Origin of the sequence: Levilactobacillus yonginensis, from assembly GCF_964065165.1 — a bacterium.
Classification (GTDB): Bacteria; Bacillota; Bacilli; order Lactobacillales; family Lactobacillaceae; genus Levilactobacillus; species Levilactobacillus yonginensis_A.
This window is the reverse complement of record NZ_OZ061549.1, coordinates 2,019,927-2,042,070: the sequence shown is the minus strand read 5'-3', so window position 1 is coordinate 2,042,070 and position 22,144 is coordinate 2,019,927. Positions and strand designations below refer to the sequence as shown.

The 22,144-nt window shown below is 50.8% G+C and carries 21 protein-coding genes and 1 riboswitch; of the genes, 9 read left to right on the top strand and 12 right to left on the bottom strand.

Going from position 1 to position 22,144, the window contains the following annotated elements; all coding sequences use genetic code 11:
* Nucleotides 1-49 precede the first annotated feature (49 nt).
* The 6 genes from thiE to AB3Y94_RS09540 all read right to left on the bottom strand — a co-directional run bounded on the left by thiE (nucleotide 50) and on the right by AB3Y94_RS09540 (nucleotide 5,159).
* Nucleotides 50-703 (bottom strand): thiamine phosphate synthase, encoded by a 654-nt coding sequence (gene thiE, locus AB3Y94_RS09565; RefSeq protein WP_367296018.1) that lies wholly within the window; start codon nucleotides 701-703, stop codon nucleotides 50-52.
* Nucleotides 703-1,518 carry a bifunctional hydroxymethylpyrimidine kinase/phosphomethylpyrimidine kinase gene (gene thiD, locus AB3Y94_RS09560; RefSeq protein WP_367296017.1) on the bottom strand — a complete coding sequence of 272 codons (816 nt, stop codon included), beginning with the start codon at nucleotides 1,516-1,518 and terminating at the stop codon, nucleotides 703-705. Before thiD ends, thiE begins: the two co-directional genes overlap by 1 nt.
* Nucleotides 1,519-1,540: 22 nt before the next feature.
* Nucleotides 1,541-2,329: a hydroxyethylthiazole kinase gene (gene thiM, locus AB3Y94_RS09555; protein WP_367296016.1), complete on the bottom strand. Its 789-nt coding sequence runs from the start codon at nucleotides 2,327-2,329 to the stop codon at nucleotides 1,541-1,543.
* A gap of 412 nt (nucleotides 2,330-2,741) precedes the next feature.
* A riboswitch (TPP riboswitch) is annotated at nucleotides 2,742-2,846 on the bottom strand.
* Nucleotides 2,847-2,893: 47 nt separating this feature from the next.
* Nucleotides 2,894-3,730 (bottom strand): oxidoreductase, encoded by an 837-nt coding sequence (locus AB3Y94_RS09550; RefSeq protein ID WP_367296015.1) that lies wholly within the window; start codon nucleotides 3,728-3,730, stop codon nucleotides 2,894-2,896.
* A gap of 11 nt (nucleotides 3,731-3,741) precedes the next feature.
* Nucleotides 3,742-4,509 (bottom strand): ABC transporter permease, encoded by a 768-nt coding sequence (gene fetB / locus AB3Y94_RS09545; RefSeq protein WP_125691230.1) that lies wholly within the window; start codon nucleotides 4,507-4,509, stop codon nucleotides 3,742-3,744.
* The gene (locus tag AB3Y94_RS09540) at nucleotides 4,506-5,159 is read right to left on the bottom strand and encodes an ATP-binding cassette domain-containing protein (RefSeq protein ID WP_367296014.1); all 654 of its coding nucleotides are present in this window, start codon (nucleotides 5,157-5,159) and stop codon (nucleotides 4,506-4,508) included. The genes fetB and AB3Y94_RS09540 overlap by 4 nt, the downstream gene beginning before the upstream one ends.
* Before the next feature lie 946 nt (nucleotides 5,160-6,105).
* Between AB3Y94_RS09540 and rlmD the strand changes: the two genes are divergently transcribed.
* The 4 genes from rlmD (at nucleotide 6,106) to AB3Y94_RS09520 (ending at nucleotide 10,497) form a co-directional block, all read left to right on the top strand.
* On the top strand, nucleotides 6,106-7,659 hold the full coding sequence (gene rlmD / locus AB3Y94_RS09535; RefSeq protein WP_367296013.1) for a 23S rRNA (uracil(1939)-C(5))-methyltransferase RlmD: 1,554 nt from the start codon (nucleotides 6,106-6,108) through the stop codon (nucleotides 7,657-7,659).
* 82 nt (nucleotides 7,660-7,741) lie between these two features.
* Complete coding sequence (locus AB3Y94_RS09530; protein WP_367296012.1) at nucleotides 7,742-8,191, top strand: hypothetical protein; 450 nt, start codon at nucleotides 7,742-7,744, stop codon at nucleotides 8,189-8,191.
* Between the two features lie 971 nt (nucleotides 8,192-9,162).
* A complete protein-coding gene (locus AB3Y94_RS09525; protein WP_367296507.1) occupies nucleotides 9,163-9,969 on the top strand; it encodes a DUF368 domain-containing protein in 807 nt (268 codons plus the stop codon).
* Nucleotides 9,970-10,302: 333 nt separating this feature from the next.
* On the top strand, nucleotides 10,303-10,497 hold the full coding sequence (locus AB3Y94_RS09520) for a helix-turn-helix domain-containing protein (RefSeq protein ID WP_367296011.1): 195 nt from the start codon (nucleotides 10,303-10,305) through the stop codon (nucleotides 10,495-10,497).
* Nucleotides 10,498-10,724: 227 nt separating this feature from the next.
* Here the strand turns inward: AB3Y94_RS09520 and tnpA are convergent, their stop codons facing one another.
* The 4 genes from tnpA to AB3Y94_RS09500 form a co-directional block, all read right to left on the bottom strand.
* Entirely contained in the window at nucleotides 10,725-11,189 is a 465-nt protein-coding gene (tnpA, locus tag AB3Y94_RS09515) for an IS200/IS605 family transposase (RefSeq protein WP_367295194.1), read from the bottom strand.
* 366 nt (nucleotides 11,190-11,555) lie between these two features.
* Nucleotides 11,556-13,073, bottom strand: a complete 1,518-nt coding sequence (gene glpK, locus AB3Y94_RS09510; protein ID WP_367296010.1) for a glycerol kinase GlpK — start codon at nucleotides 13,071-13,073, stop codon at nucleotides 11,556-11,558.
* A gap of 135 nt (nucleotides 13,074-13,208) precedes the next feature.
* On the bottom strand, nucleotides 13,209-13,856 hold the full coding sequence (locus tag AB3Y94_RS09505) for an endonuclease III domain-containing protein (protein ID WP_367296009.1): 648 nt from the start codon (nucleotides 13,854-13,856) through the stop codon (nucleotides 13,209-13,211).
* A 119-nt stretch (nucleotides 13,857-13,975) separates the two neighbouring features.
* Nucleotides 13,976-14,221, bottom strand: coding sequence for a hypothetical protein (locus tag AB3Y94_RS09500; protein ID WP_367296008.1), 246 nt, complete (start codon nucleotides 14,219-14,221; stop codon nucleotides 13,976-13,978).
* A gap of 159 nt (nucleotides 14,222-14,380) precedes the next feature.
* On the opposite strand from AB3Y94_RS09500, the gene AB3Y94_RS09495 reads away from it, so the two are divergent.
* The 3 genes from AB3Y94_RS09495 to AB3Y94_RS09485 all read left to right on the top strand — a co-directional run bounded on the left by AB3Y94_RS09495 (nucleotide 14,381) and on the right by AB3Y94_RS09485 (nucleotide 16,634).
* Nucleotides 14,381-15,115 (top strand): gamma-glutamyl-gamma-aminobutyrate hydrolase family protein, encoded by a 735-nt coding sequence (locus AB3Y94_RS09495; RefSeq protein ID WP_367296007.1) that lies wholly within the window; start codon nucleotides 14,381-14,383, stop codon nucleotides 15,113-15,115.
* Between the two features lie 76 nt (nucleotides 15,116-15,191).
* Entirely contained in the window at nucleotides 15,192-15,848 is a 657-nt protein-coding gene (locus AB3Y94_RS09490) for a hypothetical protein (RefSeq protein WP_367296006.1), read from the top strand.
* A 183-nt stretch (nucleotides 15,849-16,031) separates the two neighbouring features.
* A complete protein-coding gene (locus AB3Y94_RS09485) occupies nucleotides 16,032-16,634 on the top strand; it encodes a hypothetical protein (protein ID WP_367296005.1) in 603 nt (200 codons plus the stop codon).
* 277 nt (nucleotides 16,635-16,911) lie between these two features.
* Here AB3Y94_RS09485 and AB3Y94_RS09480 read toward each other — a convergent pair whose 3' ends face one another.
* Together AB3Y94_RS09480 and AB3Y94_RS09475 are read right to left on the bottom strand one after the other, a co-directional pair.
* Entirely contained in the window at nucleotides 16,912-18,756 is a 1,845-nt protein-coding gene (locus AB3Y94_RS09480; RefSeq protein WP_367296004.1) for a protease pro-enzyme activation domain-containing protein, read from the bottom strand.
* Nucleotides 18,757-19,019: 263 nt separating this feature from the next.
* Nucleotides 19,020-19,916: an alpha/beta hydrolase fold domain-containing protein gene (locus tag AB3Y94_RS09475; protein WP_367296003.1), complete on the bottom strand. Its 897-nt coding sequence runs from the start codon at nucleotides 19,914-19,916 to the stop codon at nucleotides 19,020-19,022.
* A gap of 155 nt (nucleotides 19,917-20,071) precedes the next feature.
* Here AB3Y94_RS09475 and AB3Y94_RS09470 point away from each other — a divergent pair, with 155 nt between their 5' ends.
* Together AB3Y94_RS09470 and AB3Y94_RS09465 are read left to right on the top strand one after the other, a co-directional pair.
* On the top strand, nucleotides 20,072-20,872 hold the full coding sequence (locus tag AB3Y94_RS09470; protein WP_367296002.1) for a tyrosine-protein phosphatase: 801 nt from the start codon (nucleotides 20,072-20,074) through the stop codon (nucleotides 20,870-20,872).
* Between the two features lie 71 nt (nucleotides 20,873-20,943).
* A complete protein-coding gene (locus tag AB3Y94_RS09465; protein WP_367296001.1) occupies nucleotides 20,944-21,876 on the top strand; it encodes an alpha/beta hydrolase in 933 nt (310 codons plus the stop codon).
* Nucleotides 21,877-22,144 lie beyond the last annotated feature (268 nt).

Sequence of the window (22,144 nt, the reverse complement as noted above, 5' to 3'; positions counted from 1 at the left end):
CTTGACAGGGACTAGTACACCCCGTCACTGCGCTGTTTTTTACTTATATTTAACGGTGAAATGCTTGGCGCATCGCGGCCACATCGCTGGCTGGCGACGTGCTCCGCGTCAACAACGTGATAACCGCTACACCGGCCGCACCAGTAGCGGCAACGGCGGCTAACGAATCAACCCTAATCCCGCCAATGGCCACGATTGGCACGTTCGCCTGAGCCACCAATTTCTGCAGCCCAGCCACGCCAATGACCGGATCAGCGTCGTCCTTGGACGTGGTTGGGAAAATCGGACCACTGCCTAAGTAATCCACGCCGGTCAACTGGTTCGCCGCAGCCACTTCAGCTGCCGTCGAGCAGGACAGGCCCACAAACATATTTTGCCCGGAGACTTCCTGAATCACCTGCTGAATCTTTTGGTCGCTCTGCCCCACGTGAATGCCATCAGCGTGCAAGGCTAACGCCATGTCCACGTCGTCGTCCACGATAAACGGAACGCTGGCCGCGTGACACTGGTCGCGCAAATCCTTTCCCAACGCTAATCGCTGGTCGGGGGTCAATTGACTGTTGCCCTTATCACGGAACTGAAACGCCGTGATACCGGCAGTTAACATGGTTGCTAAGACTTCCCGCAAGTCCTGATTGGGAACATCCTGACTACCCGCGACAAAGTAGGCCCGCAACAGGCCTGGTTCAAACGTAACTGACATTATTCGGCACCTCCCTGGCTATAAGCCCAATGATTCAACGGACCGTGGCCGTTACCAACGGCAATTGGATTGGCAATTGCCGCCGTGACAAAATCCTTACCAATACGAATGGCTGATTCAAAGTCTTGGCCCTTCGCCAATTCAGCCGTGATGCACGACGACAGCGTGTCGCCAGTCCCGTGCGTCCGAACCGTGGCTACCCGGGGCGCCGTCAGCCAAAATGATCGACCGTCTGCCAGTAAGACAAAGTCACTGGCCTGGTCTGGCGTCGCCTCGTGACCACCTTTGATGACCACGTTTTTCGCTCCCATATTTTGCAAGGCAACCGCCGCATCTTCCATGGCTTGGTTGTCCTGAATGGTTTTTCCGGTCAGGCGTTCCGTTTCCGGCAGATTAGGCGTTAACACGTCCGCCAGCGGCAACAGTTCATCGCGCACCGTTGCCACGGCATCATCGGCCAGCAACGCCGCACCGCCCTTAGCAATCATCACGGGATCGACCGTCAAGGGTCCAAAGTCATAGCGTTTCAAATTTTCCACAACGCCGTGCACGTGCGCAGCGTCCGCTAACATCCCCGTCTTGCAGGCGCGGATCTTCAAATCAGCCGCCAGCGAAGCGAACTGTTCATCCACCAGCTTCTGCGGTAACGCCATGAAGTCCTGGACCCCCAACGTATTCTGCGCGGTCACGGCAACGATCACAGCGGTGCCGAAGACTTGCCGTTCCTGCATCGTCTTCAGGTCAGCCATCACACCGGCACCACCACCACTGTCGGTCCCCGCAATCGTTAACGTTTGTGGAAACTCATTTGCCATAATAACTCATCCCTTCTGATTCTTACTCGTAGGCTGCAATTGCTGAAATATCTGCAACCGTTGTCCTCTGTAAAGCATCTAATAATTTCACGATAAAACTTCCAGCACCCACGTCTGGCGACTGTTTGACTACTAATTGGCCAATCGCCGCAAAGACCAGGCAGGCCGTCTGTGCTGCTTCAAAACTGTCTTCTTCAATGGCACAGAACGCCGCCACAATACTGGATAACATATCGCCAGAGCCGACGTGGACCTGGAACAACGGCGTACCGTTCAAGACCTTGGTCGTGCGGGTCCCATCGGTAATAATATCGGTCGGCCCGGATAAAATGACCACGCAGCCCTGCTTCTTAGCACAGGCCTGCGCAATGGTCACCAGGTCACCGCTACCTTCGCCGGCATCAATGCCTTTCGCCTGCCAATCAACGTCGGCCAACGCCGCAATCTCACCGGCATTCCCGCGAATGACATCCGGGTGAAAGTCGGCCAGTAAGCCCGTGGTGATGCGTTTCCGGTAATGAACGGCCCCCACCGCTACCGGATCGACCACCAACGGCCGTTTCTGCTGGTTTGCCAAGCGCCCCACCGTCCGAATTTGTTCGACCTGGGTCTGCGTAAACGCCCCCAGGTTCAGGCAAACGGCACTGGCCAAGCCAACCATTTCCTCGGCCTCACCCACTTCTTCGGACATGATCGGCGACGCGCCCAACGCGTTGATACCGTTAGCCACGTCTTGAACTGTGACGAAGTTGGAGATGTTAAAAACGATTGGATTCTGCTTCCGAAGCTCATTCAACAAGTCTACTTTCATAATGGTGAATCCCCCTATAGATTTTTCCAGAGTGAACCGGTCACAGTGAGACTGCGGCGGAACGATGAATCGTACCAATCTGATCACAGGTGCACGACCAGATTGTCGTTGGTTACAACAGCCCAGTCACACTAGCGCTGGCGACGCTTTACTTTAAACGCAACCGTAGCCGAAGGCTGGCAGGGTGGGTGCTCGCTGTGTCGACGGTGTTACTTGGTGGTTTACCAAGTTACAGCGTGGGACGAGCTGGGAGACCCGCGGGTTGGGCGGGGCTACCAGTCGAGGAAAAAGACCGCTCTTCGGCTTTTTCCGGTCCCCACAGCGGTCGCCCGCCCTGCCAGCCGGAGGCGACCAATTTACCAACGAGACAAAGCGGGCCGCCAGCTCACGCGTGTGAACCGGCGGCCCGCTGTTCGGTGCCACGACACGTTCCCTCCGCAAGTCTGAACTTGACAGGTTCTAAGGGATCGCGGTCACCCGCGTCTCAGCCCAATCGTGGACACCCCTAGTGTTCTGGTTGATTTAAGTATAACAGGTTTCTGATTAACAGCAACGACACTCGGGTTAGTGGGTAATTCGTTGTGCCGCTTCACCAACCACCCGCCACATCCGGTCGATCATCTTGTCGGACATAAATGGTTTCAAGTAGAGTAACTGGCTACCAGAACCCGCATGGTAACGGGTCTTCGGGCGCCGAGACAACGCTGCTCTGTCGGCCAACCGCGCGATGACCTGGGGCTTGCTGGAGAACTGTTTGACCGCCGCCAGAATCGCCGCTGCGCGGTCCGCCGTTGGTTGGTACGGGCCCTTAGCAGAGGTTTCCTGCAAATGTTTCGTGGCAATGTCGGCCCACTCGGAGCGAATGGCCCCGGGTTCGATGACGACAGTATGGATGCCCAGTGGTTCCAGCTCCAAGCGTAACGCGTCAGAGAGGCCTTCTAAGGCAAACTTGGAAGCAACGTACCAACTAGCCAGCGGTTGGGCTATTTTGCCGTCAACCGAGGTAATATTGATGATCCGACCAGCGTGTTGTTGCCGCATCATCGGCAGCACCGACTGAATCAACCGGGCCGCCCCAAATAAGTTCACATCGAATTGATCTTGCGCCTGTTCCAGGGGTACATCCTCTAACGCCCCCATCAGGCCGTAGCCAGCGTTGTTGACCAGGATATCCACCCGACCAGTCTCACTGACAATGCGGTCGACAACGTGTTCCACACTGGTAGCGTCCGTGACATCTAACGGCAGTGTGGTAATCCCCAGGTCGTCCAAATCGTTCATCCGACTGACCCGCCGCGCCCCGGCGTAGACGATGACCCCGTTGCGGTGCAGACTGCGAGCAATGGCGTTACCGATTCCAGATGACGCACCAGTGACTAATGCAACTTTTCGTTGTGACATATGATTACCTCCTAATTTGACGGAATGACCAACTGTTTACGTTTATTATAGAATCCCCGGTATGCCAGGTAACAGGCCAAAACCGATCCGATACTGGTGGCTGACATCAACATGAAGACTACCATGATCTGATACTTGATAGCGTGTACCGGGTCAACTCCAGCGAAAATCAGGCCGGACATCATCCCCGGCAGACTCACGATTCCCATGGTCTTGGCGGAGTCAATCGTCGGCTGCATCCCCGTCTTAATGGAATCCCGCACGATGTCGCGTGACGCGTCCTTCAAGTCGGCGCCCAACGCCAATTTTTCCGTGACCGCCTGTCGCTCCAACCGGAACTGCGAGTTGAGGTTGCGGTAACACAGACCAATGGCGACCATTGAGTTTGACGCAATCATCCCGGAAATGGGGATCATCTGCGACGGAATGAATTTGATAGCGCCGGACCACATCAGTACGCCCAGCGTCACGGCCGTGCTGGCCAGAATGGCGCCAATCGAAATTGGTAGTGCGTGTGGAATCCCATTGCTGCGCTGTTTAGCATTATAGCTGGCGTTAAAAATAATGATTAAAATCAGCGTGCTGGTCAGCCACACGTTATCAACTTTGAAGACGTACTTCAACAGATACCCGACGATAAAGAGCTGCACGATGGCCCGCACCACGCCGATGATCATGTCACGGTCGATGCCTAATTTTTCTTTCCAACCGATGATGAGGGCGATGACCACCAGGCCCAGCGCCAGCATCAACGACTGATTATTGACTGCTAAATTCATTGGGCACCTCCCGCCACGATGCGGCCGTTCTCGACCATCACTAACCGTTGCGCGTCGTCGATTTCTGACTGGTCGTGGGTGATGGCAATAATCGTGAGCTTATCTTCCCGATTGAAGTGCCGGATCATCTGCCAGACAAACGACTTATTTTCTGCGTCCAGCCCAGCCGTCACCTCATCCAAAATCAAGACTTCTGGATAGATCATGACGTTACGAAGAAGCGCGACCCGTTGCCGCTGACCCCCGGAAAGGTCGATCACCGGTTTATCCAGGTCACTGGCCGCTAAACCAACGTATTCCAGGGCATCGATGGCCCGCTGCTGGTCAAACGGTAGCTGCCGAATCTGGTACGGAAAACTCAGATTATCCCGCACCGTTTGTCCAAACAAAGTCGGCTGCTGCACGCTGTAGGAAACGCGCCGCCGATACGCGATCGGGTCGTAGCTTTCGATGGGCTGCCCGTCAAACGTCAGCTCCCCCGCGGTCTTGCTTAAAAGTGAGGCAATGATTCGCACCAGGGTCGACTTCCCCCCGCCGGATGGACCGGCGATGGTGACCCACTCCTGTGCCTCGATGTCGAGGTCGATGCCGTTCAGAATCTGTTCGTCACCCGAACGGTAGCTGACCCCTTTCAATGAAATCAAACTCAATTATGTTGCCTCCTCTGATTTTCCTTGATTACTTTGGTGTTTTATTGGCCGCCTCCGGCCGCCAGGGGTGGTACCCGCTGTGGAGACCGCCTGCGGCCTGAGGGGCGGTCCTCCGGCTCGACTTGAAACCACGCCAAGCCCGCGCGTTTTCAAGCTCGTCCCGTGGTCTAACCTCGGAAAATTCACCGAGCTAAGACCACCGACACAGCTGCCACCACCCCTGTCGCCCTCCGGCTACGTTAGTGATTCATGGCAGCAGTGGCGCAGCTCCGTAGCCAACCTATCCTGCTATGTGGTTGCAAAGGTCTCACCAATCAAGGCCATTTGACCCCACCACGCCAATCGTTTGGGAACCAAGCTGGTGAATGGCCAGTGTCAGCCGAGAGGTCGCAGCAGATAGGCTCAGGCGCCTCGTTATTCTTAGTGCCAGTGGTTTTCTGGCAGTTAGAATAAGACCAAGTTTTAAGACTCACGGGTTGGGTGAGGCTTAAAATTGTGTCGGCACCGTTCCAGCCCATCTGCTGCGACCGGCAAGGCGCCAACCACCACATCAAACGTTTGGAACCCAAGCTAGTATGTGGTCAGTGTCAGCCGAGAGGTCGGTAGATATGGGTTCAGGCGCGTCGTTATTCTTAGCTAGCGAATGGGTTTCCCGCTGGCTTAGAATAAGGCCAAGCTTGGAGACTCGTGGGTTGCGAGGCTTCAAGTTGTGTCGGCACCGTTCCAGCCCATATCTACCGACCGGTAAGGCGCCAACCACCACCAAATCAGCTAGATACCAATATTGTACCCAAATCGACGGGTCTTGCCTATGGAAACGGCTCCATTTTTAGGAAAAACGCCCCAACCCCCAGGAAGCGACAAAGTTTGTTATACTATTCAAGACCGTAACTGTTCGGTAGCAATTGAAGACACTTAACTAATGCGTTATAAAATAGGAGAAAATATGGCAAATTTTGATTCACGGAATCACCGCGGCACCTACAGTGACCGCAACGACCGGCACGAACACAGCGACCGGCGGAACCACTTTGACCGGAACGACCGGGGCCACAACGGCTTTCGGCGCAATGACAACCAACACGACCGCGGATTTAACGACCGCCAACGGGAAGCCCGGGAAAACCCAGGCGTCCAGGTCGAAGTTGGTCAACGTTTCCCACTGACCATCAAGCGAATGGGTATCAACGGCGAGGGTATCGGCTATTACAAGCGGATGGCCGTTTTTGTTCCCGGCGCCCTGACCGATGAAGAAGCCGTGGTTGAAGTCACCAGCGTGGCGACCCGCTTTCTCCGAGCTAAAGTTCACCGCATCCGTAAGGCCAGCCCTCACCGGGTCGATCCCCGTGACAGCTACGCCGACGAAGTGGGTGGCTTTGAGCTAGAACACTTAGACTACCCAGAACAATTGAAATTTAAACGTGACATCGTGGCACAGTCCCTGGAACGTTACCAACCAGAAGGTTACCGGCACTATGATCTGCGGCCAACGCTGGGGATGGCTGACCCTTATGGTTATCGGAATAAGGCTCAGTTCCAAGTCCGCCGCAACGCCGAGGGCCAGATTGAAGCTGGTTTATACGCCGAACGCAGCCACGACTTGGTTGACTTAGCCACCTGTTCCGTCCAAATGCCCGTCACCATGACGGTTATGCGGGCCGTCGTTGCCATGTTACAGGACCTGGACATGCCGATCTACGATGAAGAAGCCGGTTCCGGAATCGTTAAGACACTGGTCGTTCGGGCCGCTGCCAACACCGATGACGTGCAACTCGTCTTCATCACCAACTCACAAAAACTCCCCCGCAAGCGGGAACTGTTGGAACGCATTGCGAAGGAATTGCCACAGGTAACCTCCGTTATGCAAAACGTCAATCCCGGCAAGACATCACTGGTCTGGGGCGACGACACCCGCCATTTAGCTGGCGAAGAAACCATTACCGAAAAGCTCGACGGGTTGGCCTTCAAGCTATCCGCCCGGGCCTTTCTCCAACTGAACCCTGCCCAAATGGAGGTTCTGTATGCTGAAGCTAAGAAAGCCCTCAACCTCCAACCTGGCGAATCCGTGGTCGACGCCTACTCCGGTATCGGTACGATTGGGCTGACTCTGGCTGACGTGGCCGAGGAAGTTCGGGGGATGGACGTCATTCCTGAAGCTGTAGAGGACGCTAACGAAAACGCTGTGGCCAACGGCATTACCAACGCCCACTACGAAGTTGGAACCGCTGAAGAACTCCTGCCGAAATGGGTCATGACTGGTTTCCGGCCGGACGCCATCGTGGTAGATCCACCACGCACTGGTCTAGATGGCACGCTGATTGATACCATCCTCGGTGTGCGACCAGATAAGCTCGTCTACATTTCCTGCAACCCATCGACATTGGCTAAGGACTTGGTTGAGTTGACCCATGATTATCAGGTCGATTACATCCAGTCTGTGGACATGATGCCCCAGACGGCGCGGTGCGAAGCAGTCGTCAAACTAAGTCGACGTCAATAGATTAATAGGCAGTGGCCACTTTTCGTGTTAGACTTTTATTTAACGAATTAGGAACGAAATTTTTAGAAAGTTGGCAAATGACATGCAAGATCCTTTCAAGGGCTTAAACAACGATGATGATGATCAAAATAACCAAAATGGTGACGGCCCTCAAGGATTCCCCTTGCCGCCCAACTACGCGACAGTCGTCAATCCTGAAACGGGCAACATGCGGATCGCCAAGGTTGGCTTCTCGTGGACAATGTTTCTCTTCCCACCGTTCCCAACGATTTTCCGAGCCGACTGGTACAACCTCCTATGTATCCTAGGGGTTGAACTGGGGGCAGCGATGCTCATGGTGATGTCCATTCCGGCAACGCAACTGGCTCAGTTCACTGCGACGGTCTGGCCATTTATCCAAGGAATCGTTTGGGGAACGTTGTACAACATGATGTACTTCAAACACTTGTTTAATAAGGGCTTCGTCCCAGCAGATGAGCGGTCACGGGACCTTTTGGCCCGGGCACACTACTGGTCCACACCCAAAGAATAATTTCGTAAAATTAAAGGGCTGGTACTCACACATTTTTGTGTGGGAACCAGCCCTTTTTTCGTTCAATCCTACATAACGTCGCTTCAAAAACCGGGGCAAATAAAAATCGTCCATTAAACTTTGACAGGCGAAGAGACGATTTTTGTTTGCTTTCAACTGTCAGCCGTCTTTAACGGCATCTACATTGGCTCTGGCAGGCTAATGCCTCGCCTTTGTTGGTGCCAGAACACCACCGATTCACCCAGATTTCTTCACACACCTCTTTATATAATCCCATCAATATTAATTTAGCTAAATACTGATACAGAGGCGTTTGTCGTCGTAAAACCCTTCAAACCTGTTACACTGAATCTCGTAGAGGGTTAATGACGGTTGGCAAATCTAATTATAAGGGACTGGTGCCCATGACTTGAATAGTCAAGGCGTTTCACCATACCGCATGAAAGGAGGTTGTCTTGTCTTGGTTCGCTGTTACCTTACTTGATACACTAATGACCTTAATTTTACTAGTCTCGCTTTGTACCTTACTGGTACGCCGCGTGACGAAGTTGATCAAGGCCATGGGTGGATTGCGTAACGCATGGCATATTTTCAAAAACCAGGGTAAATAAAAATCGTCCTCTAAACTTTGACAAGCGGAAGAGACGATTTTTGTTTACCTTCAACTGCCAGCCGTCTTTAACGGCATCTACATTGGCGCGGGCAGTCAGATGCCTGCGCCTTTGTTGGTGTCAGTATACCACAGGTACCGCTAACTCTGGTAAAAATGACTCGATTACTTCTCTTTCGTTCTGGTTAAGTTATTTCACCCAATGTCAGAATTTTTAAAAAATCCTGTATTTACGGGCTGGCTGATTGTTCCAACTCATTAATTCTGGTATCTTAGGGAAAACACGCCGAACCAGTTAAGGAGAATCTTATGCAAACGACTCGACGCGATAGCTCACTGAAACGCTTTTTTTAAGGGCGTCATCATTGCTTTAGGCTTCATTTTACCCGGTGTTTCTGGTGGTGTCTTAGCCGCCATTCTAGGAATTTACGAACGCCTGCTAGGCTTCATGGCACACTTTAGAGAAAATTTTAAACGTGATTTTTGGTATTTTGTCCCAGTCGGCCTGGGCGGAATCGTGGGTATTGCCCTCCTTTCGGCCCCGCTAGAATACTTGCTGGCACACTGGCAGATCATCGTTCTCTGGGGATTCGCGGGCGCCATTGTAGGAACGTTACCGGCCCTGACGCAAACGGCCAGTTCTCAGACGGCTCGTGATGGGGCCGACCACGCCTGGTTCTGGGGAACCCTGCTGATTAGTGGCGGGCTTCTCTACTTTATGAGTGACCTCTTTGGCACCCTGCCCGCTAATTTTGGGGGATTCATGATTGCTGGTGCTCTGATTGCCCTGGGGGTCCTTGTGCCGGGGCTCAGCCCGTCCAACTTATTACTGATTCTGGGACTCTTCACGCCAATGCTCACTGGATTTAAAAACTTCGATATTCTAGGCGTCTACTTGCCCATTACCTTGGGGGGAATCCTGGCCATGGCCCTCTTCTCCAAGAGCATGGACTACTTGATTCACCGATTCCATTCCCGTGTATACCATTTCATTTTGGGAATTGTCACCGCCAGCACCATCTTAATTTTGGTGCCCAACAGTCACGCTGCTGAAAGTATTTCATACGCTGGTGCCACCTGGCAAACGTTGATTCTCAGCGCCATCGCTTTAGTGGTCGGCATTGCCTTGGGCTACTGGATGAGTCAGTTGGAAGAAAAATACAAGTAAATCAACGACTCCGCAAAAATGCAACCTCTTTTTGCGGAGTTATTTAGTATCAGGCCTAAAAATAAAGTCACTGCCATCAATACTAAGTAGTTGCTACTTGATAGCAGATTGGCTGTCATGAGGTGAAGCTACGTGGTTTTTGACTACTGTGATTGGTTCGAATTTTCAAAATCCCTAGATGCACTACCTCACCAAGACGCTGCTGAACTAACCGAATTGATTTTAAAAATTGAAACGTACGGTTTATATACCGCTGAACGTCAAAGATGGATTCGCAAGCTTACAGATAATTTATTCGAAATACGCTCACGTCAACGAAATAACACCTAACGCGTGACTTATTTTCACCTTGAAGGAAATCATTACGTAATTACCCATGGATTCACTAAAAAACCTGCAAAAACGCCCCGAAACAAGATTGTTAAGGAACAATACCAAAAACAGCTTACCCAACGAGAATTTGCTGAACTCGTTGGCAAACCCCAATCCACTATTGCCCGCATTGAAACGGCTGAATGTTTCCGTTAAACTGCTTAGTGAAATTGCGACAGCTGCCGGAAATCAGCTCTCTATTCAATTTGTTTAACTAAATTATCAGTGATAACAGCCAGCAAATAAAAACCACCCGTTGAACGGGTGGTTTTCTCGAGGGCTATAAGCCCTGGATACTGGCCAGCGTCTCAAGGCGCTGGCTTTTGTGTGTCAAAGCCAAATTGCGTTTGCCACTTTTGCTGCCGCTTTAAGCGGCGTTTGTATTACTTACCCTGACCCTTGAAAGGGTCTTCATACTCCCGAACGCTGAGTCTATCCACCGCCTGATCACTTTTTTCTTGATCACGAATATATTTTTTGATGGTGGCTTCGTTCAAGCCCACCGTGCTCACGTAGTATCCGATTGACCAGAAATGTCGATTTCCAAATTTATATTTCAAATTTGCATGCTGGTCAAACATCATCAACGCACTTTTTCCCTTTAAATATCCCATAAAGCTCGACACACTGAGCTTGGGTGGGATACTTACCAGGAGATGAACATGATCTGGCATCATATGACCTTCCAAAATCTTGACCCCTTTATACTGGCATAAAAGTCGAATATCCTCCTGTAAGTCACGTCGATATTGATTATAAATCATCTTTCTCCTATACTTTGGAGTGAATACGATATGGTACTTGCATAACCACTTTGTGTGCGCAAGACTGTTGAGTTTATTCGCCATTTAAAAAGTCCCCTTTCGATTTAGCAATGTTGGCTTCGACACCTACATTCTAATTCTTATGGAGGGCTTTTTGGTACAACCGATCTATTATCCGCCCGCATAGCGGGTGGGTTTTTGTTTCGCACGCTTTAGCGTGCTCAACTGGGCCTAAAGGCACTACCAAAAAGGGTCAAGGACAAAAGTCCTTCACCCTGATTGCGATTTAAACATATATAGCCGAAACGTGCGACAAAAGGCAGTCAACTCCGCTTAACCCCGATAGACAAACAATCCAAGACCAGGATTGTTCGCCTATCAACGTTAATACTCATTGACTAACCGCCTTTGGTCCCACTCCTCTAGTTTTAACTTCTAATGCAAAGTTTCTTAATCTTGATCCGGCTTAAAGGCCCGGGTAGCGGCAACGGCCTGTTGCCAACCAGCGTACAACCGATTCCGGTGGTCCTCTTCCATGTTCGGTGTGAAGAGCCGACCCGCCGTCCGAATCTCTTTGACTTCATCCAGGCTATCCCAGAAACCAACGGCTAGGCCCGCCGCAATGGCAGCCCCCATCGCCGTAGTTTCTTCATCGGCGGCTCGTTGAACTGGTGTGTTGATGATATCGGCCTGGAACTGCATCAGATAGCGGTTCCGCGAGGCTCCACCATCGGCCATCAACTCTGAGATTTGAATCCCAGTGTCCTGCTTCATCGTCCGTAAGACATCCCGGGTTTGATAAGCAATTGACTGCAACGTCGCCTTCACAAAGTCTTCCCGGTTGGTCCCCCGGGTCAGGCCAAAGACGGCTCCTTTAGCGTCGGGATCCCAGTAAGGTGCCCCCAACCCGTTAAAGGAAGGGACCACGTAAACTTCATCGTCATCCGTCGAGGCCATGGCAGCTTGTCGAGACTCCGGTACACTACTGATAATTTGCATGCTTTCGTGTAACCAAGCCAACGCCGTCCCAGCTACCAGGATTGACCCTTCAAGTGCGTAGGTCACTTTACCATCTAGCTTATAGGCAATCGTCGTCAACAGATTATGTTCGGACAACTGTGGCTCGTGGCCGGTATTCATCATGACGAAGGCCCCATCCCCGTACGTGTTCTTTACGGTGCCGGGTTCCAAGGCCAATTGCCCCAGCAGTGCGGCTGATTGGTCACCAATAATCCCAGCAATTGGGACTTCCACACCATAGAATTGGAAGTTTTGGGTAACCCCATAGACTTCAGAACTAGACTTCACTTCGGGCAACATGGCCGCTGGAATGTTCAACCAGTTCAGAATATCTTGGTCCCACTGGAGGTCGTGAATGTTAAATAACATGGTCCGACTGGCGTTACTGTAGTCGGTCACGTGAATCTTGCCACCCGATAACTTCCAGGCCAGCCAACTGTCGACCGTCCCAAATAACAGCTCACCATCTTCGGCCCGCTGCTGAGCGCCCGGCACATGGTCCAGAATCCACCGCACCTTGGTTGCACTGAAGTAAGCGTCCACGACCAGCCCAGTCTTTTGTTTAATGGCCTCGGCCCGGCCCTCAGCCACTAACTGTTTAGCGAGACTAGACGTCTGCTTACTTTGCCAGCCAATGGCGTGATAGATGGGTTCACCGGTCACTTTATCCCAAACGATCGTGGTTTCCCGTTGACTACTGATACCGATAGCCTGAATATTTTCTGGATGAATCGACGCATCGATCAGTGCACTGGCAATGACCGACAGGACGCTGTTCCAGATCTCATTCGCATCGGATTCAACCCAGCCTGCATGGGGATAATATTGGGGAACTTCCTTGTATCCTTCAATCACCTTGCGACCCGTGTGATCAAAAATGAGCGCCCGGGTGCTACTCGTGCCTTGGTCGATTGCTAACAGATAGTTCTCCGGTTGTTTGAGTGCCATATGTAAATCTCCCTCCAAGTCTTTGCTTCACGAACGGAAGCGGTTCCAAACTCAATGCACTTATCATAGCACGCCCGTTGATGTTGCGGCCAGAATTTGTTTCGCCCCACTGGTGGTTTGTGAATTTCTTAAGGTTTACAACGTCAGTCGCTGCCCAGCCAAAAAGGACTGAGCAAAGGCTTCATCAGACTTCACTTGCTTACCAAACTCATCGATCAACGCGTGAAATTCCTGGTAATCAGCCAATTCCAGTGAGAACCGAGCCAAGACTTGTTTCTGAAACGCCGGATAGGTCTTCGGCATGGTTGCTCCCAGCCACGCAAATAGCCGCCGCGCGTAAGTGTCGACCATGAACGTCCCGTGGTCCAGTGTGTACATCAAAATATAATCGGCCGTTTCGTTGCCGATACCAGTGATACCCAGCAGCTCGTGCCGTAAACTGGTCCCATCCCGTTGCTTGAGAGCGTCTAAGTCGTCAGCGACCTGTCCGAGCCAGTCAGCCAAGGCCAAAATAGCGGCCCCCTTCCGCTGGTAGAACCCACTGGTCTTGATCAGTGGTACCAACGTCTCGGGCGTGAGTTGGCGGAGTTGGGCGGGTTTGAAGGCCGTTTCTCGTTTCAAATTGATCAGGGACGGCTCAACGTTGCGCCAGTTGGTGTTCTGTACCAAGATGGCGCCCAGCATGATTTCCACCGGGGTTTCGGCCCACGGGGTCCCTGGTTTTAGCCACGGTTGCGGCCCCATTTTCTTCGCCATTGTGCGGTACAATTCTTCAATCGTCATGCCAACCGTCCTCCTAAAATTAAGGTTACAAAAAGGAGCTGAGCAGACGGCTCACCCCCTATGCTTCGTGTGCCAGTAGAAAACAACACCTACTGAGCCCACGCTTGTTGCTTGTTGAACTAGTTACGCTTAATAACCAACCGAATATCAGCGTCGCCTTCAGGGTTCAATTCTTCTTGATAATCAAAGTCAGCACTCTGGAAGTATTTCTTGATTTCGTTGTTCAGTTCATCGACCGGGCGTACATCTTGTTCCTGCCGTTTCAACAAAAGCGTGTATTCTTTAGAATCCTCATCGACGTTTTCAAAGCTGTATTCCAACGCTTCGGAATTCAAAATTTCTTGAATCACTTGCCGTTCTGTCATCATGTCTACCTCGCTTAAATTTATTAGTCTACTACCTTACTATAGAATTAAATCCGTAATTTGTTAACTATTTCATCAGATCTATTTCTCGGATTCGTGACAAATAGCCGTGGGAGTGGGTATACTAGTCGATAAACAACACCGAAAGGAAGCGACACTATGCGCCCACGAATTGCCTTACCCGCCGACACACTCGACGAAGCAACCAATATTATCAACGAACGAAATGCGGCCTTCGCGCCCCGTCCCGTGATTGAAGCCATCGTGAAAGCGGGGGGCCTTCCCATCATTTTACCTAGCGTGGACCCCGAAGACGTTGCCGATTACTTACCCCTCTTTGACGGAGTAGCTTTTCTCGGTGGCTTTGACGTCGATCCCACTTTCTTTGATGAGGAGCCTCACCTGCGCTTGGGCAAGACCTACCGGAAACGTGACCTCTTTGAGATTGAATTACTTAAACAAGCGGTCGCTGCCAATAAAGCCATCCTGGGAATCTGCCGGGGTCTCCAGCTGATCAACGTCGGCTTAGGCGGCACCCTGTATCAAGACCTCAGCGAAGATCCAACTGCTGAAATCAAACACAGTCAGGCCGCCGCGGGCAACCAACCCAGCCACCATATCACCGTTGTGCCCGGTAGTACGCTGGCCAAGTTGACCGGTGTTCGGCCTTACGTCAACTCTCGCCATCACCAGGCCGTTAACCAGGTGGCACCTTCCCTGACAATTACAGCGCAGGCGGACGATCAGGTCATTGAAGCCTTGGAGTCCAAGAACAGTGACCAAATCGTAGCTGTGCAATGGCACCCCGAAAACATGTATAAGCACCACGAAGAGTCACGTCAAATTTTCGAGAACTTTGTGAACCGAGCCGCCGCTCGGACCCCGGAAGTGTAAAATTAACGTAAAGGCCTTTTACTTCCCTCGTCATTCGGCTAAACTAGAAACTAGACTAATGAAGAGGTGAACGGTAGTGGCGAAAATGAAGGACTTCGGACAACGAATGCGTTTTTTGACGTTCTCCATTTTACTTAACTCCGCCGCTAACGCCCTCACCATCTCGACTAATCTCGGGAGTGCGGTGTGGACCGGTTCATCCGTGAACCTGGCAAATTGGATTCACGTACCCCTAGGCACGACCATGTTCGTTTACGGAGTCGTCATCACCTTGATGAACCAGGTGCTGCTTGGGCGATTCGACCGCAAACGGTTCGTCTCCAACATCCTCTACATCATCCCCTTCAGTTATCTGGTCGAATGGATCGGGTACTTCTGGAACTGGGTCGGCGTGGGTAAGTTGAACCTGACGGGGCGGGTCATCGTTGACATCATTGGGCTGATTGGGGTCGCTTTCGCTGTGTCCATCTACCAGCGCTGCAACGTCATCATGCATCCAAATGATGATGTGGCTTACATCCTGCGGTTCCGATTCCTACATGGTTCCGCCGTCATTGCGCAATGGGCCAGCTACGTCCCACCGGTCACTATCATTGTTTTGTCCTACATCTTTACTGGTGAGCTAAACGCCATCGGTTTCGGGACCATTTGGGCGCTAGTCACCCAAGGTATCGTCATGGCCTGGGCAGACTATCACGTCTTCCCCGCTTTAAAACATCACGTGGATGTTTAACCCTAACTGTTAATGAGGTTCGAGCTGACTGGCTCGAACCTTTTTTGATGGCTTTAACCGTCCCACTCAACAACTCTACTCACAATGGCTAAACCTGGTATTGTAGATTGACCTAGTCTGACTTAAGCTAGAAGTAGATAAACTTCTAACTAATTAACTCTGCTACGGAAAGGTCGGCTACTTATGAATTCATTTGTCACTTGGTTCTTCATCGCTTGGGGCGTCCTCTTAATCTGGACCAACCTGCGCCAACCACGCAAAGGCTGGCAAATCTGGGTCGGCATCCTATTTCTGCTATTCGCTCTGGGCATGAATATCACCACCCATCATAAGCAAGCCAATCCCCTACCAGCGGGTGTTTCCAGTGGCAAGGCGGTCGTTCAGCTGGCACTTAAACAGTCCAAACTAAGTTATGAACCCAAGATTGCCGCGCAATTTGGTAATACTGACCTAAACGATACCGGCCAGGTCAAGGTCAAGGTTAACCCCCGAACCAAACGTTACGTCTTCAATTACAAATTTCATCAGAAGAAAATTCCGGTCTACGCCGTCTACAGCAAGGTCCCAGCCGGTGACGCCAACGCCTATCTGATTCCCGTCAAGAAATCCAGTAAGATTGCCAGCATTATGACCGACAGTGATACCGCTAGCCGGCAGATTAAAACTAAATCAACAAAAAACTACAGCTATGAGGACCTAACCACGTGGATGCCCACCAACGCCTTCACCGGTACCGACTTCCCTCATCAAAAGGATTCAGGCGATTACAGCATTGTCTACAAATAAATGACTCGGTAACGCTTGAGTAGCTACAAAAATCAAAATGAGAGTGGGACAGAAGGCGGTTAGTCAATGAGCATTAACGTCGATAGACGAATAATCCCGATTTTGGATTGTTTGTCTATCGACGTTAAGCGGAGTTGACTGCCTTTTGGCGCACGTTTCGACCATATACGTTCGGAGTGCAAAATGGGTCTGGGACTTTTGTCCCAGACCCATTTTGCATATTCAAATCTATGTTGCTGAAACGCTCCGCTTAGTGCCTTCTAGCCCACTCTATTTTTTATTGGAACGCGTGCGCTAACTCGTCAAAGTTCACGGTACCCAATCCAGCGGCTTGGTTGTAAGTCTTACCGGGCTGGCCCACGTAGAACAAATTACTGTTGTTGGTAGTGGCATCCAGTTGAGTAAACGGCGACTCCGACGTTTGCGCCAAGCCATAAAGCTGCGGATTCCACAGACCCATTCGGTGTGTCCGACTACCGTTCATCAGGGCCGCCATGGCCGCAAACTGCGGTGCCACGACGCTGGTTCCCCCGATAACTTGCCAGCCATCACTGGACGTGTAGGAATCATATCCTGTAAGTGGATCAGCGTCAGCCACAACGTCTGGGAAGTTTCGACCACTCTGACGGCCTTGAATTAATTTAGGATTTAGCCGGGGCAAGCCACTAGCAGACAAGTACTGCCGGGCATTGTAAGTGTTGACCCCCGAAACCCCCTGTTGATACTTCGGCGTGCCGTACAGCGTAGAAATCCCGCCACCACTACCACTCTGCAACGTATCCATAGCGTCCGAATTTGCTTTAAAGAAGGCGGGATCACGATGATATGCATTAAATAGTGCGTCGCCACCCCAGGTTCGTTCCCGCTTAACGGTGACGTGATTGCCATCCTGCAAGTCTCCAGAAAATGGCAATGTCGTCCCACCAGTCGCCGTGACCCACGGGTTGCTAGCTGGGAAGTTGGCGTAGATTCCCTCGTTTACGTCACCGTTAGCCGCTAATTCTTCTCCGTAAGCACCGCTGTCCCCAGAGGCCGCAAAAGTTGACACCCCTTGCGTCGCTCCCTGAGATAGTAGCGTGCTCATAATGTTTCCGTATAGTGGCGTTAATAAGTGATCCTTACTGAGACTCTGGAGAACCCCCTCTGACAGGCCCCAACTCAGGGAGAGGGAACTGGCCTTATTTTCACCAAAGGCGCTGGCAAAGGCGTTGATCCACCCAACATCACTGAGTGACGCCGTGTAGACCCGAATTTTGGCCTTCGGTGCTAGCGCGCCAGCCTGCTCTACATCCAACGAAGTTTCGGCGTTACCTGGGTCAACGTTTCCCCAAACATTCATCCCGCCAGTGGACTTCACACTGATCCGGTTGGCAGAAGCCGCGACGCCCTCTTCTGACCAGAAATGAGTGATGTCTGCCGTCTTTACTTTGCTGAAGCTAATGATACCAATAGTTTGACCCTGGCCCTGACTATTAGCGGCCAAATTTGTGGCGTGGTACTGCGAGAGAAAGTTCTGGGGGGCACCATCCGTCGTTGGTCCGTCACTCGCCGTGGTCCCGGGTTCCGATAGACTCGTGAGCTTAACTAAATTGGTAATACCAACGACCGCTTCAATGGGTTGCGCCACGTTTTTGGGCAATCGCGGCGTCTTCTTAGAATACTGAAGTCTTTGGCCGTGGTAACTCGCCGTTTTAAGCTTAGTTGCGAAGGTGGCATCAATCGCGGCAGCTGACCCCTTCAGCTGCATCACTAAGCCATCATTAAACGTGACAACCTTCAGATGCCGAGCTTTGAAGTAAGTCGTCAGACGTTTAGTCGTACTGGTTGATTGGCCAAATTTAGACCGAAACGTGCTCGGTGTCAGAAATTGCTGAAATTGCGAATTTCCTGGCGTATTAACAGCTAAGGCCGTGGACGGTAACTTACTGGCATTACGGGTCTTCAATACTAAGTCCAACGTCACCGTCTTCCCCTTAGCGACCTGTTTAACCTTTTTAAGGCCAGTTAGTGAGCTCTCCCGGTACGGTGTGGCCAGCGGCACTGTCGATGCTGCACTGGCTTGCACACCAGTAATCCCCAGCAGCCCAACCACCAGGCTAGCCACAATCAAGCGTATTTTCATGAGTCCATCCCCTTTGTATGTTCATATTATACGCCGTTAGTCGTAAAAAGAATGGGGAGCCACTGGTTGATTACCGATAAATTAGACGGGTTAACAAAGACGGGCGCTATGACAGTTATTGTGATTCAAAACTAATTTGGGCTTAATGGGTATTCCCATTAGCTGTTGCACGACAAAAAGGCCGTGTCCCAGGACACGGTCTCCTTGTTGCGGTCTATTTACATCGAGATGGGGCCCAAGACGGATGGTCTTGGCGAACCCATTTAACCCAGTTCTCCCGTTAGAATAAACTGCTTAACTTCCTTCAACGTTCGTTTAGATTCTGGTAATTTATTCCACAGAATATAATCATGCAGCATCGACTTCAACCGGCGGGCTTTGATGGGAGTCCCCTCAGCCGCTTCAAGTTTTTGAAGCAACCGTTCATCATCGGCCACTAATAGTTCATTAGCACCAAAGTACAACTGTATTGGGCCCAAATTATCAAAACTCCCATAAATGGGACTCACTAGCGGATCCGTCACCGGATGATCACCAGCGTACGCAAATCCAATTTTCTTTAACGTCGCTAACGTTAGATATGGATCGTGTTTAGCAGCCACCTTCAGGTCCGGGTTCATCATACTCAAATCCGTCCATGGCGAAATCAAAATAGTCCCAACAGGAAGTGGTTCTTGGTGTTCCTTTAACTGTTGTAACAATGACAACGCCAAGCCACCACCGGCAGAATCACCCATTAAAAAGAATTGGTCATCGGGATACTGGGCGCGTAAATAGCTGTAACTATTCATTGCAAACACCAATGTATCGTCCACAGTTGCCTCTGGAACCAACGGATAATCAACATACGTGATTCTCAGGTTAGCTTGATCGACCAATGTTTCCATTAACTTGCGGTGACTGTCGATTCCCTGCATGGTGTACGCCCCACCGTGGAATAACAACACGTGTTGCGGCAAGGGCGCACCCGAAGCCACGGTCAACAACCGCCCACCGAAGACCTTGCGTTCCTTGGTCACCATGTTGGCTGGGAACTTTTCGGGGACTACGGCCCGGTTTTGCCGGCTAGGCTGTAAAAACGCTTGCTGGATCTGTTGCTTAAGTTGACTATGCTGGGTCTTGAAAAGTAACCATTTCCCACGCAAACTCACGACTATCACCCTATCTTTTGCCTTCGTCAATTCTCACTCTTAATTGACAGTATACAGCCTTTTGGGCGAAAACGCCTCTTCTAAAACCAATTGCTAGGTAATTTTTTGAAAAACCGGTAAAATAGAAAGGGTAACAACTGATGACTGAAAGGGTGGTAAAACGAATGACAGACAACCAACGAATTTTACATGTGACTGGCGGTCGGAACTTCCGGGAGCTTGGCGGCTACCAGACGATTGACGGACACACGGTCAAGTGGCACAAGTTGTTGCGGACCGCTGGGTTGGCTGAGCTCACCCCGGAAGATCAACAAATGTTAAGCAATTATGGTGTCGTGGCCGACGTCGACTTCCGTTCTAAAGACGAACAGGTCCAATCGCCAGACCGCGTACCAGTGGGAGTCAAGTATCATTTTCTCCCGGTTTTTCCCGCGGATGATCAGACGGATGCTTCGGCCAGCGAGGCTGACTTGCAAAAACGCTTTTCCAACGACGGCACGGCTGGTCACGACCACATGGTCGACGTCTACCGCCAAATGGTCACCTTAGATTCTGCGCAGAAAGCCTACCACGACTTCTTTGCAACGTTATTAGCTAACGAAGATGAACAACAATCCGTACTGTTTCACTGTACAGCAGGTAAGGACCGGACCGGAATGGGGGCCTTCTTTGTGTTGAGTGCACTGGGAGTTGACCCCCAGACGATTCGCCAAGATTACCTGATGACGAATGAAACTTCAGCTGAACACATTAAATTGGTCACGGCAGATGCCTTAAAGAAGGGCTATGGTGAAGCCTTTGCCTCAAATATTCGGGCACTGTACTCCGTTAGCAACGATTACTTTGACGCCGCAAATAGAATTATCAATACTCAGTATGGTGGGACGCAAGATTATTTAAAGGACGTTCTGGGTCTATCACGTAGCGACTTAACTAATTTAAAACAACTTTATTTGGACGCCTAGTCCGTGCCAGACTAACCGTGTTAGCGGGTAGTCTGGTTTTTTAACAATAATTCGAAAGGACCTGATTAACGATGAAGAGAAAAACGCTGACCTGGACGTTACCCCTGCTAGGGATTGCGGCCACCTCATTGATTGCTAGTGAACGCTTATTCAGCTTTGCCTTTAAGCGGGTCAACTATGTTCCCGAAACTTCGGCTGATAAACAAAAATATGCTGACGCTTACTACGCTTACGTCGACTGGTTCCAGCAGGTCGACAAGGAAAAATGGTATCTCCACGAACACGACCCGCAAAACCGGATGGTCGCAGAATACATTCCCGCTGAAACACCTAGTGAAAAGACTGTCATCATCTCCCATGGTTATAAGGGAAATGGTGAAACGATGGCCAACTTTGCGCAAATGTACCACCGTCTGGGCTTTAATGTCCTCTTACCGGACGATCGGGGCCACGGTGAAAGTGCTGGGAAGTACATTAGCTTCGGCTGGTTGGATCGACTAGATTATCTCCAATGGATTCAACAGGTCATTAACCGAGCCAACACTGACGTAAAGATTCTCATGTTTGGTGTCAGCATGGGTGGCGCAACCATGGAAATGTTATCCGGGGAAAGTCTACCCCCACAAGTCAAAGCGATTATCGCAGACTGTGGCTACTCCAGCATCGAGGCTGAATTGACCTACCTATTAAAACGGCAGTTCCACCTCCCCAAGTATCCAATTGAACCGCTAGTCAGCACTATTTCTAAGCGCCGGCTAGGCTACTATCTCGGCGATGTGACGGCTACTCAACAGCTGAAGAAGAACAAGCGTCCCATTCTTTTCATTCATGTCGAAAAGGACGTTTACGTGCCAGTTGGCATGGCCTACGAAAATTATGCGGCGACTCACGCGCCCAAACAGCTTTGGATTGTGAAAAACGCTTCACATGCCGAAAGTTTCTGGATCAACCCGACCCGTTATCAGCAACACGTTGAAGAATTTTTGCAAACTTATTTCAACTAACTAAGTAACCTTAAGCCTAGCTTAACGGCGTTTTGGTCGTATTCGAAGAATCTTCACACTTTATTTTTTCTTTACCAATTTATCAAAAAGTCGTCACGGCTTTTGACCTTTTCTATTCACAATCTCCGGGTATAGTAATAACCATAGTAATTAGCCAATAACTATTACTAATCAAAATCTATATCCAATCCCCTTTTAGATTCTCTCCCCCTAAGAGAATCATTCCCTGGTTAGGTTCCCTCAAGCCTAACCAACTCCTCTAAACTGC